We start from the raw sequence: 13,247 nt of genomic DNA on the forward strand, positions 1-13,247 counted from the left end.
AAAACTCTAAAATAATTTTTTACTATATTTGACATAGATATTGGTTTGTTTGGCGACATCAAGATACTGAATTTCAGCATCTTGACCAATATCTAGCCAATATTTTCTACTTCAAATAATTACACCCAACGGGTTAAGATTGTATTTTAGGGGCATTAACAAACAAACTGAACCAACCTGATATCCTTCCCGAAAATTCAGTAAAGGCCTCTTTTTGTTGATTCGTTGTAAAGGTATTGCTAAATCGGATAAATGCCAAGAGCAAGGTAATACTGTGCCACTTTAAAATAGCCTTTAGTGATGGATTGGGATATTTAAGCCTCCAAACATACCAGCCATTCCTAACTACCATTTTACCATATTTATATTGATTGGGTCTTCCAGAAGGGTTATGAAAATGATTTAATTGCATATTCGTGTTGATTACATTTTTTCCTGATTTTAAAGCTCTTATGCTAAAATCAGCATCTTCATATAACCCATAACCTTCAAAATAAGTTGAAAATCGGATGGAATCGAAAACTTTTTTACGGAATGCAAATGACATTCCAATGAGTAGATCAACTTCATATATTTTAGCATTCATAGGAAATCCACATGTCCTGCCATGTGAATATTCAGGCATTTTCCCAGGTGTCAAATTGGATTGTAACCCAAGATAGTTACGGAAAACATTTCGCTGCCCTTCTTTATGTACAAATCCCTCGAATTGATAATAATGGTATTTGCTATATTTTTTATTCGGCTCTAATTGTTTCCAGTTATTTTCGTTGATGGCTATCCCTCCTACCCCAGAAATTTCGTTTTCTTCGGTAAATGTTTTTAATAATTCCTCAAAATAATTAGGCATTAATTCCGTATCATCATCTAGGAAGGCTATAATGTCACTTGTTTCAGACACTTTGTTGATTCCGAAATTTCTTTGTTTGGTCAAACCCCTTTCTTCATCTGAAACCAAAAAATAATGCAATCCTTTAAATTGATTTTTTTCTAAAATAATTCTAGTTTCATTGTTAGTTGAACCGTCAACAATCAAAATTTCATTAGGATATATTGTTTGGCGTTGAACCGATTGTAATAATTGGAGCAATGGTTTAGCGCGCATGTAGGTACAGATGATAAGGGTGACGTTCATTATGTTTTTTTCAATTCATTTGCCCAGAAAATACTTCTATCCCATTGTTTTCTGAAGTTTATAAAATAGCGTATTGGATTTTTAATTTTCTGAAGTTTATAATATTTAATAAACAAAGTGGTTTTATAGCCCAATTGTTGCTGTTTGGAATTATTGAACAAGAGATATAGCATTACCGTTGGGGACGGTTTAGGTTGATCCGTTTCCTTTTGCCATCTCAACGTAGGTTTAGTCCTGAATCCCCCGACAGGCGCTTTCAAATGAATAATTTTAGGCTCGGGAAAATATAAAATATCACATCCTTGATTTCGCAGCTGCATACCAAAGTCTAAATCTTCTCCAAAACCAAATTCATATCCCATCCCAAATTTACAATTTTTTAGGATTTCTGAAAAAACAAAACTACAGCCAGCCCCAAATGATCCCCATTGAAAAACGACCTCTCGATTTGAATCCCTTGCGCTTGCATCATCATTATTTTGGTAACATTTTAATGTAACTGCCTTGGTGCCATATCTATTTATTTTATCTAGTGTCTTTTGTATTAAATCAGGTTCAATACGAATGTCGTCGTCAGCAAAGAAAACCCAATCACTCGTTATGTTTTCCAATGCAACATTACGAGCGTTACAAGCTCCCGTTTGATTTGTAAACCTATGTTTTATTGCAAAAGGCCAGATTTCATTGGTTAGGAAATCCAATTCTGATTTGCTGCCAACTGTTGGATTTTGCTCTATAATGATGACATTTGTAGGCACATACGTTTGCACTTTCAAATCAACTAAAATATCATATAAGTATTTTTTCCTACCTATCGTTGGGATAACTACATCTAAAGTAATTTTGTCATTTCTATTTATGGATGATTGCACGTTAATACTATCGAATTTTATATAGTTGTTGACAGTTCTGCTTCTATAAAAAAGGGCGAAAACCATAGGTAATAGTTTGATTTTTCTTTCATAAAATATTAAATTGAGAAAAAGTAAGAATGTCCATCTTGTTTTATAATGTTGCTTTACAAATTGAAAAAGAACATAAATACTTGCCTTTTTTGTTAAACCATGCGCATTATTTTTCAAAAGTTTAGGCTCAGAGTAACACAACAGCCCTTTTGGCATACCTAATTTAGCCAAAGAACACAAAAAATAATCAAAATCTTTCTCGAGTTTGATCCCATTTTTCAACGCAAGTAAAACCTCAGAATGTACGCCACCAACCATTCCGCTCATTTGCCACGTCGGAAAGGATACCGATTTATTTATTTTAATAAATGGGGAATCTTCAACATATCCAATACTTTCATCCAAAAAAGGGATGTCGGATGGATTATATGAAACTAATATTCTCCGATGATGAAATATTTTTTCAATTTCAGTACTGTTTAACTGATTTTTTAAACTCATATGGCACCAAACCAATAAATCATCTGGATTTGCTTTCGCTATTTCAAATAGGGAGCTAACTATAGATGAATTATTGGCTTTAGCCAAAACATCCAAATTAGCGCTCTCTGTAGCTACGACTTTATTGTTATTATGATATATAATTATCATGGAATGATTTATTTATTGCCTTACCTCTTTTTTTTGATGTTTTTTATGTAAAACTCAACACTCTTTTTTGCAACAACTTGAATACTGAAATTTTCCTCCACTTTTTTTCTGGCTTCCGTACCAAATTGCCCTTGTAATTGAGGATCTTCAAGCAATTTTACAATTTTATCGGCATACTCTACATGGTTTTCCGGATGAACCAAAAAACCATTGATTCCATCATCTATTACTTCTGCTGCCCAACCAATGTTTGAGGCAACAATGGGTTTTTGCATTGCCATGGCTTCTATCCAGGATACGGGTAATGCCTCCGCAAATGTAGGAAAAACGCATACTGCAGCTTCATTTATAAATGCTTTAATTTCCTGATAAGGAACACTGCCCAAATAAGTAACATTAGATATAGCTTCCTTTGTAAATAACGCTTGCATCATTTGCCAAGTGGAAACATTTCCTGAAATAACATCCGAGTTGTCTTTACCTACGAGAATCAATTTTGCATTCGCATTCCTTTTTACTACTTCATTAAAAATGAATGGCAATTCAAGCAGCCCTTTTTTTCTGATTAAGGTTCCAAAATATAAAATGGTATTACTCTCAACACACATGGGTTGATCCGTACTTTGAAACATGGCTAAATCAATACAATTTGGAATAATGGTAAAATTGAGATTTAATTGAAATAATTTCTTGGTCAAATTAGCAGTAAACTGACTTACAGAAAGTAAGGCGTCCGCTTTTTGCAAGGCTCTTCTTTCATGGAACCGATTGTGCCATTTTACGGGACGATTATCCAAGTGGCAAAAATACGTGTCGGAACCATTTAACCGAATTACAATCGGACAATGTGGCTGGATAAATGAAGTGATTCCAGTCCAATCTGGCGCTTCTACAATGTCAATTTCCCTATCTCTTACCAAAGTATTAACCAGTCTTTCTATCTTTTTTTGTGTAAGATACCGAGACAATCCTTTCCATTTAACATTTTTTATTCGATAAAACAAAATGCCATTATCTTGAAAAATCTCATCCTCTCCCTGACCATATACCAGAACAAATACTTGATGTCCCTGTTGTATCAATCCCTTTGACAAGTTCATGATGCTGGTGCCTATACCCCCAGAGGAACCAGTTCTGGCATGTGGAAATTCGGGAGTCAAAAAAGCAATTTTCATTATTTATTTCTCTAAATTATGAATAAAAAAAACGGATAAATCTTTATCGATTTGTATCGATTTAGGACTTAAAACGGTATATTTATCTGGGATATTTTCAGTAACAACTGCATTTGCACCAATTGTGACATGGCTACCGACCATTACATTACCAAAAACACAGGAACCAGGTCCAAAAAAAACATGAGATCCTATTGTCGGAACACCCATTTTATCCCCATGATTACTGATCCCAATGGTCATCCCTTGAGACAAATTGCAATAATCTCCTATTTCAGCATCTCCATGAATGACTACGCCTCCAAAGTGACCGATATAAATACCTTTTCCCATTTTAGTTCGATAGGAAATATCAAACCCATACTTATATTTCAATCGTCTTAACCAGAAGTAAAAAAAATAAAATAACGGCCTGTTTTTTCTCCTATAATGTTGCGTCAAACGGAAAATAGTTAAGAATTTCAATCCTGGATTAGGCTGAAAAACAAAAGTAGTTAGTAATACCCAAAAACTAATTTTATGAATATTACACCTTTTATAATCCGATAAAATAATTTGACCTAACATGTTGTTATTGTTTTTTGTAATTTTTTCAATTGACTACCAAAGGAATTCAAAAGTCGATTGAGTCCGGTGTGATAGATTCTTTTTTTTAACTTCAATTGAACGTTTTCCTATTCTTTCTTTTGATTCTTTTTATCCAACATTTTTCAATAAATTTTGACTATTACATAGGAACTTGTTTCTCGAAAAATAATCTATTAGGGTAAATAAATTATAAACTTACCGATTTTTTCAAAGAAATCCATTTCATGTAATCAATTAAGGAGCATTATTCCCAAAAACCATATTTAATCCTCTCTTAAAAACCAATTTTATGAAAATTAGTATTTATAAATTTAGCCGTCCAACTTCGTCGGGCAATAAAATAAAATAATTTATGGGTTGGCATCTTGTTTTTTTTTATTTTCAAAATAAGACGACAAACTATAAGCAAAAAGTAAGGCCAGCACAGGTCTAATGGGAAACATATAACGTTGTTCCGAATGAAAAACAAAAACATAGACTAGACTCCAACCCCAAAGAAACAGAAAAGGAAAAAATAATCGATATTTTTTGGTTTTTATCAGGTGACACATACCCCACATAGCAACAAGTAGCAAAACATAATTGATGCAGTTGATATAAATGTGAATTCCATATTTAATCCAATTGCTTTTATCGGATTTCATCAAGGGAGAAATGATAAAACTTTGCGATTGAAAAAATTTAAAAAAATATTGTCTTAAAGTGAGTATGGGATGATGTATTATGTCATCTTTCACCCATTGGATAAAAAACTGCGTTTTATCATAATTATTGGTAGTACAAATAGAATCCAATTCCTGTCTTTTCTTCAGGTTATTTAAATAATCCGATGATGTAAAACGATCCTGCCCATGCTGAGGCAACCAATTAAAGGGTTCATCACGCAGTTCAAATCGCGACCACAAGAGTTGGTTTCTAAAAACGGTACTCTTAAAATCGTTACTCATGGGAGTAATTCTATTTTCAATTAAAGGCAAAGCAACTAAAAACAGCGTTATTGTAGAAACAAAAACAATTTTATATTTCCAATCGAACTTCATTATCAAAAAATACATGGAAAATAAGAACAAAAAAGGAAGTAAATTGGGTCTTGTTCCCACCAACAGGATGACAGAGAGCGCTAGTAGCAAAAAATAGCGAACCGATGGATTAAAAGTAATTATTTTTACCCAAGCATAAATAAAAAGGGCAATGGCAAAAAAAGCAGCTGTTTCAGCCAAAATACCCATGGCATAATAAGCGTGAATGGGAAATAATGTCAAAATGACCAACGTCCAAAACTTTGATAGCGTTGACAAGTTCAAAAAGTCAAAAGCTTTAAATAAATAATGAATTGCCAAACAAGTAAAAATCGAATTGAAAATAATTCCAAAAAGATAATACACTGTATCACTATGAAAAATATATGCTAGGGAATAAGGTGTGAAATAATAAAACAACACAAGCAATCCTTTATCCACTCGGACATTTCCATGAAAACCATGAAGAATATAATCAATCAGCTGAATAGTTCCTTGGTGGTATTCTCCATCTCCAAAAGGTTTAGGTTTAAAAGGTAAAAAATAAAAAATAAAACACAATACAGCCGTAATAGTAACAGGATTTTTGACAACAAAATCAATTATTTTTTTCATCCTTTATATATTTATCTTTGATGATGTAAAGTGGTCTTTTTCGGGTTTCGTCGTAGGTTCTCCACATGTATTCGCCAATAATGCCTAGCATCAGCATAATTAATCCTCCAATAATTAGGATGATAATCATTAGGGGAGCCCAACCGGTAAATGGGGTATTATTAATGAATCGGTTATATGCAATTATAAGGGCATACAAAAATCCGAACAAAGAAAAACCTATTCCCATTAAGGACATCAATCGTATCGGAATATAGGAAGTATTGAGTAAACCATCAATAAAATACTTTAATTTTTTAGCCAATGTCCATTGCGATTTCCCAATAGTTCTTTTTAATCGAGTATAGGGAATAAAAGCCGTATTGAAACCCAACCACAAAATATCGCCCTGAAAAAACCGATTTCGTTCATCTATTTGATTCAAAACTGCTAGTGGTTTTTTATCGATAAGCATAAAATCAAAACCTCCTTTGGGCATTTTGGGATTTACGTACCGCATCATTTTGTAAAAAATAATCGAGGCGTTATTGGCAATAAAACTATCTTCACGGTCAATGCGGTGTCCAATAACAATTTCATTTCCCGCTTGCCATTTAGAAATCATTTCCCCAATAAGACTAATAGGCTCCTGCAAATCAGCCGACATATTTATTACGACATCACCGGTCACCTCCTTAAGACCGGCAATAATGGCAGCAACTTGTCCAAAATTTCGGGAAAACGAAAGCACTTTGACTTGTAAATCCTTTTCGTGCAAGAAAAGTAATTCTTCTATGGAATGATCATCGGAACCATCATTTATAAAAATAAATTCGTATTGAAAATGCAACTGATGAACTAGTTCCAATATTTTTTCATAGGTTGAAATGATAGAGCCTTCATTTCTAAAAACTGGAATTACAAAAGATATTTTCATAAGTAGATTGCGCTTAAAGGTTCTAAATTTCTAATCACTTTTGCCGGGATTCCTATTGCTAATGAGTTATCCGGAATGTTTTTTGTCACTACTGAACCGGCACCGATTGTGACATTTTTACCGATTATTATGTCCGGTAAAACTGTAGCGTTAGCACCTATTTGAGAAAATGAACCTATTCTACATCTTCCTAATAAAGTAACATTCGGGGAGATTTCTACATAATTCCCTATTTCACAATCGTGCGTGATAATGGCATTATAATAAATCAAACAGCCTTCTCCTATACAAACACTATTCGAAAAAACAGCATTCATAAGTATATTACAGCCATTTCCAATTTTGATGTCATAACTGCTCATTAAAGCCAATGGACTTATAGCCGATACTAATTGCCCTCCCAACGCCATGAACTTTTTATTTAATTCATATCTTAATTTTGGGTTCCCTATGCCAATGGTAAATTCATTCCCATTGCACTTAAAAAATTCCAGTACCTGCGCTTCGTTCTTTAGTATCGGAAAAATATCGTACAAAAAATCCCCAATATCCGTATTGACATCATCATAAAAGGCAACTTTATCGACTTTTTTCAACTGATGAAAAACCTCAAGTACTTCTTTGGCAAATCCTTTGGCACCAATTATTAACATAGAATTGAATTAAGTATGGCACAAATTATTTTTAAATCTCGCTCTTCCAAACCTACATATAAAGGCAAACAAAGAATGGAAGAAGCTATTTTTTCAGAAATCGGCATGGACGAACTTTTCAAATAGCCTATTTTATTTAATGAGGGATAGAAATACCTTCTAGGAAAAATAGCTGCCTTATTTAATTTTTCTTGAATTTCCAATAATTGGGTTTCATCTTTAAAAATTACGGGGTAATAACTATAATTCCATTCTGTACCGGCTCTCAATTTCATTTTTATCAAAGTACTGAAATTCAAATGATTATTGTAATAATCAACTACTTTTTTCCTTTCATCCATGATATGTTCCATATATGGTAATACAGCCAAACCCATTGCCGCCTGCAATTCGGATATTTTTCCGTTAATCCCCAATCCGTGAAAATCTAATGGTCCGTTATGTCCAAAATTATGGCTATAAAACAGTTGGTGCATTAATTTAGCATCATTGCAAAAGAAAGCACCACCTTCACCCGTATGAAAAAGTTTGGTGGCATGAAAACTGCAAGTACTTACATCTCCATATTCAAAAATGGATTCTCCTTGGTACTTTACACCAAAACAATGGGCAGCATCATAAATTACTTTTAAATGGTGTTTTTGGGCAATTTGTTCAATCTTTTCGACATAACAGGGATTTCCAAAAACATGTGTGGCCAAAATAGCGGTGGTTTTAGAAGTGATAGCCGCTTCAATTTTTGTTTCGTCAATTGTTAAATAGTCTGGATGAATATCAACAAAAACAGGAGTGCAATTTTCCCATAATATAGAAGCCGTGGTCGCCACATAACTAAATGGAGTCGTGATGACTTCACCTCCTTTTGCCAATAGTTTTAGCGCAATTTGTAGCGGAATAGTCCCGTTATTGGTAATCAGTATGGAATTGGTACGAAGAAAAATTTTCAATTTCGCTTCAAGTTCTAGAACTAATTCGCCGCGATTCGTTAGCCATTGATTTTGCCATACGCACTGCAAGTGAAGGGTATATTCTTCTATTGGAGGAAAAAAAGTTTTAGTAACATGAATCATTAGTGCCGTTATTGTTTTAGCAATTTATGTCTCGCAAATTAACGAATTATTATCTTTTAAAAATACTATTTCTACAGTTAAAAAGGGATGGCATAAATAGACCTGTTAATAGTGAAGTATATTGACTATTAGCATGAAAGCGGACCGTTTGTCTTACTGTTTTATTTACCGATAATTTCGGCTATGGAATCCCAAATGCGGACGGAGGCTAGTTCTGCTGGATGCGCATTAATTTTTTCAAACCACAATTGCGCATTAGCTGTTATCTTTTTTGAATCGTCACCCAACATTTTTTCGATAATTTCGGCAATTTCATTCGGGTCGTTTATCCAAAAAACGGAGTCTTTAGTTGGCATTGAACGGAAATGAATAAAATTATAGATGTTTTTGGAACTCCAGTCCTTTCTCCTCTTGTCTTTCACATCGTAATTGATATAGAGACAGGGTTTATTGAAAGCTACAAAATCAAATACCATTGACGATGCAATGTTAACAACCAATTCAGAATTAGAAATAATATTTACCTGTAATGCAATATCCTCTGCGGTAGGCATTACAGTGTTCCATGTATTCCCACTTTGATTCCACAGCGGATTAATAGACACAATTATATCGGAATATCTTTTAAGGACTGAATCGTACCTATTTGAAAAATCAACCGGACATCGTCTAAAGATAATACCCAGATTGCCTCCTTTAGCATTCAATGATTCAATGGCGACAGCTACATCAGCCAAATATTTTTCATCATCGGGACTTGTCGTGACATCATCGCCTGAAAAACAAATATATTTTCTATTTAAATTTAAACCATGCAGATTAAAAAAATCTTTTTTATCCCTGAGTAACGATTTGTCAAAATGAGGTTCAAACTGTGGTGTTCCGGTCACAAAAACCTGTTCCGTTTTAATATATGGATAATAAAACAATAATTCGGCTTTCATATAATCACTCCAAACAATATAGTAATCGGTTTCCACTACCATTGTCGCCTTTGGCAGATTGTCCCAAGAAAAGATAAAAGTGGCCGTAGGAATCCCCAAATCTTGTGCTGCCAAAATGGGTGCAACTGCAAGGGTAATTCTTTGATTGGTGCAAAAAACCATTGCCGGTTTTTCTTTTTCAAGGGTGTTGATACAATCTTGATAATAAGTCGTCGTCTTTTCTTTTGATATAATCGTTTTCCTGATTTTTCGAATGCCTTTTTCCGAAGAAAAAACAAACATTATCAGATGTATTGCTATTGATTTTAGGGTATTTTTGAGAGTATGGTATGAAAAAGGAAATCTATAACTATCATAAACCTTGTCGTTTTCTCTTTTTATATTCAAATTCAAATCTATTTGAACTTTTGCTGTTTTTAATAAATCCGTCAACGGATGGCATTTGAATTTTTCAATCTTGACCTCTTTAAACCCTAATCTACTTAAATCAAATACCGTATTATTCCAATAGACAACTTCAAAACCTTTTTTCATGCCAAAATCACGAAATTGAGTAAATGCAAAATTACGCAACCCGACACCATCCGGCAATAAAACAAATATTTTTTTATTCATTACAATTTGAAACTATGGGCTTTGAAGCCATTCTTTGATTTTTATTTTCTAAATATTCGGCAACACCTCCATTTATTATTATTTTGTTGGCAGTCCTTATTGTATCCGGAGTAAAATCTTTTAATCGGTATATTTTAGATCCTTCAACTTCATTTTGGGCCTGCAAGGTAATTTTTCCTAACAAATAGTGTTGAACTATTTTTGGATAAATTTTTCCTGCCATCTGTATTGTTTTATTTCCTATGGCATGTAAATCATCGCTATCTTGAATATTGTCTGGCCTAAATTGATGTAATATAGCTCCGGCATCAACACTTTTTATGGCTAAATGAATCGTGGCACCAATGCACTCGAATTCATTGTTTACTATTGGAAAAAAATTAGTTCCTGATCCTTTATAATAGGGCGACAATCCCAAATGCAAATTAATTACTTTATCAGGATATTTTTGCAGAATGTCTGCTTTTATAATAGAAGTTCCAAAAAGAAGTACACAATCAATTTTATGGATTTTCAATAAGTTTAGCGTGTTTTGAGAATTTATTGTTCCAAACTCCATTTTCTCTATCGCTATAGCACTTGGAAAATTTTGGTATTCCCCAAAAAACTGTTCTTCTGAAGCCTGTCTCTTTTGGAAATGATTCTCTAATAATTCACGCTCAGCTTCATTATAAGTCGAAATTTCTTGAATAGCATTATTCTTCTCTTCACTAACAATTAATTTTAATGAAAGCTGTTTGGCTATTTCGGCAGCAAAATATTTATGCCTTAAATGATTACTTGTAAATAAAGCTATATTCATCTTTAAATAATTTTTCATTTTTGCCCGAAGGCAAATCATTACAATCAAATCGTTTCAAAAGCAACTTATCTTCTTCCCCCCTATTAATTCCCCTTTCCATCGAAAAACCAATGGTATAGCCCAATGATGCCGCTAAATCTGGTACTGGTTTTGCACAAGCTTCATGACTTCCGTAAGGATAACTGACATAATTTATTTTACTATGCGTTAGCTGTTCCAAAAAATCTTTTGTTTGAGCTAACTCCCGATGTATTTGTTTTGCGGATAATAATCCTAATGCCAGATGACTGTGGGTATGACTCCCTAACATTCCTTCACTCGCTAAGATTATTAACTGCTCCTCGGTCATGTATAATTCCTTAATGGTAGTGTTAGAATCGAAAGAACGTTCAAATAAATCATTGATTAGTTTTGATTGTTGTGTAACTGATAATTTAAAATTTAAAATATATTTCAAATAAGCACTTTCAGGATCATCAAAATTATAATGTGTCCTAGCTTTTTCTTTTTCGGAAAATATCAGATCCAATCTCGAATTATACTCAGCTTTTTCTATGGCTTCCAATAATATCGATGCAGATAATTGCGATCGCAACAAATGAATTTTGTGGACTAATGAAACCTTTTTTTCTAAATAATTTATAGAATTGATAAAAAAAAGTGCAGGAATATTTAATCGGTCTAAAATTGGTTTTGCTAGTTCAAATTGCTCTTTTAATCCATCATCAAAAGTCACTAAAATATAGTTTTTTTTCGATTTTAAGATTACATCCGTATTATGAATAAAATCCTCCGGATGAATAAACGTCCCTATTCCCTTAAGTAATAGCAATTGTCTTTCAAATGATTCAGGCGTTAGTCCAAAAATACTTGGATACGGTGCTGTAAAATTTTCTCGAATGTAATGATAGTTACTTACAGTTAGCATCTTAATATAATATTTTTCAAATATCTTTATTTTATTGCGAATAAAAAAAAATGCTTGCTATAATTATCGATTAATTAGTTTTTTTGTGATCTCTAAAAAATGAAATCAATGTTGAATCTTTTTCTAAAAACTGGTTCATTTGTTCCACTCCTGTCTTGCTTAGATGCAGTCCGTTATAAAAGCATTTCATGTCATTTCTAATCTCTTCTTTATTTGCATCTACAAATGGAATGTTTAAGCTGTCACATATTTTTTTAGTTTGGGAAAAAGCCCAATCATCTTGAAGTACTTTGTACACTGGTGTTTGGATACACAATAATTTAATATTGCTTTTTAAACATAGTTGATTCAGTTCATTCAACAAATTCGTTATTGAAGGAATCTCACTTTTTTTGAAATAGTTTTTTTTATTTTTATCCGAAACGGGCCACAAAATGGTATCCCATTTTTTTTCTTGCATTCCAAAACCATATTTTTCATAATTGGTGAGTGGTTTTTTAAATAGGCAATCCCTCAATATTTGATACTTAAATAGTGCATATAAAGGAATGTACTTTTCGCAAGTGTTATATTTGAAATAATCAAGAAAAGGCATCATTTTTTGGTTTGGAAAAAAAGCATATCTGGAATAAACATCTTTACTAATATAATTTTTATCCCTTTCTGCACCTCCATCTATCCCTGGGTCAAAACTCAATATGACATACTTGGGAGGTCGATTTCTTGATAAATAATATTTTAGTCTAATGATATTGATTGTTAACTCATTATGCCCATTAACACCTATGTTGACGCTTTTAATATTAAAAGTTTGATTAAAAAATCGAGGGTCAAAATGAGACCAACATCTGGAACTTCCCAAAAAAACTAAATCGGCATTGACATTAGAAGTTTGGTCTAAATTATCTGTTCCACTGATTGATTTCCCACTAATTTTTAATGAAATAGCCAGTTGAATAGACAAAACAACTAAAAGTGTGAAAACAAAAAAAAGAATTATGTTCTTAAATAATAATTTCATATTCTAAAATTGGAAATATATGAATTTTTGAATGGGTGCTGAAATAGAAAAATAATAAATACTTAGTAATAAACTACAATAAAAGGACCATCGAACCAACCGAAACCATTTAAACCCGAAAGTTTGTATTCCGTACTGTTTATCTCTCCCTATCCATTCAATAATAAACATTAATAAAACAAATAACAAAGTAATAACCAACATTAATTT

Annotated in this window: 12 protein-coding genes; all 12 read right to left on the bottom strand. The window is 32.8% G+C overall.

Annotated elements, in window-relative coordinates; all coding sequences use genetic code 11:
* Positions 1 to 133 precede the first annotated feature (133 nt).
* Positions 134 to 1,135: a glycosyltransferase family 2 protein gene (locus DB895_RS13785; RefSeq protein WP_116725948.1), complete on the bottom strand. Its 1,002-nt coding sequence runs from the start codon at positions 1,133 to 1,135 to the stop codon at positions 134 to 136.
* Positions 1,135 to 2,691, bottom strand: coding sequence for a glycosyltransferase family 2 protein (locus tag DB895_RS13790; protein ID WP_116725949.1), 1,557 nt, complete (start codon positions 2,689 to 2,691; stop codon positions 1,135 to 1,137). The genes DB895_RS13785 and DB895_RS13790 overlap by 1 nt, the downstream gene beginning before the upstream one ends.
* Positions 2,692 to 2,711: 20 nt before the next feature.
* A complete protein-coding gene (locus DB895_RS13795) occupies positions 2,712 to 3,866 on the bottom strand; it encodes a glycosyltransferase family 4 protein (protein ID WP_116725950.1) in 1,155 nt (384 codons plus the stop codon).
* A 3-nt stretch (positions 3,867 to 3,869) separates the two neighbouring features.
* Positions 3,870 to 4,199, bottom strand: coding sequence for an LbetaH domain-containing protein (locus DB895_RS14325; RefSeq protein WP_166426985.1), 330 nt, complete (start codon positions 4,197 to 4,199; stop codon positions 3,870 to 3,872).
* Positions 4,200 to 4,804: 605 nt separating this feature from the next.
* Positions 4,805 to 6,088: a hypothetical protein gene (locus tag DB895_RS13805; RefSeq protein ID WP_116725952.1), complete on the bottom strand. Its 1,284-nt coding sequence runs from the start codon at positions 6,086 to 6,088 to the stop codon at positions 4,805 to 4,807.
* The gene (locus DB895_RS13810) at positions 6,072 to 7,004 is read right to left on the bottom strand and encodes a glycosyltransferase family 2 protein (RefSeq protein WP_116725953.1); all 933 of its coding nucleotides are present in this window, start codon (positions 7,002 to 7,004) and stop codon (positions 6,072 to 6,074) included. Before DB895_RS13810 ends, DB895_RS13805 begins: the two co-directional genes overlap by 17 nt.
* Complete coding sequence (locus DB895_RS13815) at positions 7,001 to 7,657, bottom strand: acetyltransferase (protein ID WP_116725954.1); 657 nt, start codon at positions 7,655 to 7,657, stop codon at positions 7,001 to 7,003. The genes DB895_RS13810 and DB895_RS13815 overlap by 4 nt, the downstream gene beginning before the upstream one ends.
* Positions 7,651 to 8,727: a DegT/DnrJ/EryC1/StrS family aminotransferase gene (locus DB895_RS13820; protein ID WP_116725955.1), complete on the bottom strand. Its 1,077-nt coding sequence runs from the start codon at positions 8,725 to 8,727 to the stop codon at positions 7,651 to 7,653. The genes DB895_RS13815 and DB895_RS13820 overlap by 7 nt, the downstream gene beginning before the upstream one ends.
* Positions 8,728 to 8,888: 161 nt before the next feature.
* A complete protein-coding gene (locus DB895_RS13825; protein ID WP_116725956.1) occupies positions 8,889 to 10,286 on the bottom strand; it encodes a glycosyltransferase family 28 protein in 1,398 nt (465 codons plus the stop codon).
* Complete coding sequence (locus DB895_RS13830; RefSeq protein WP_166426986.1) at positions 10,279 to 11,088, bottom strand: formyltransferase family protein; 810 nt, start codon at positions 11,086 to 11,088, stop codon at positions 10,279 to 10,281. The genes DB895_RS13825 and DB895_RS13830 overlap by 8 nt, the downstream gene beginning before the upstream one ends.
* Positions 11,063 to 12,016: a polysaccharide deacetylase family protein gene (locus DB895_RS13835; RefSeq protein ID WP_116725958.1), complete on the bottom strand. Its 954-nt coding sequence runs from the start codon at positions 12,014 to 12,016 to the stop codon at positions 11,063 to 11,065. Before DB895_RS13835 ends, DB895_RS13830 begins: the two co-directional genes overlap by 26 nt.
* Before the next feature lie 70 nt (positions 12,017 to 12,086).
* Complete coding sequence (locus DB895_RS13840) at positions 12,087 to 13,037, bottom strand: hypothetical protein (RefSeq protein WP_116725959.1); 951 nt, start codon at positions 13,035 to 13,037, stop codon at positions 12,087 to 12,089.
* Positions 13,038 to 13,247 lie beyond the last annotated feature (210 nt).

Origin of the sequence: Flavobacterium psychrotolerans (assembly GCF_003097635.1) — a bacterium.
Lineage (GTDB): Bacteria > Bacteroidota > Bacteroidia > Flavobacteriales > Flavobacteriaceae > Flavobacterium > Flavobacterium psychrotolerans.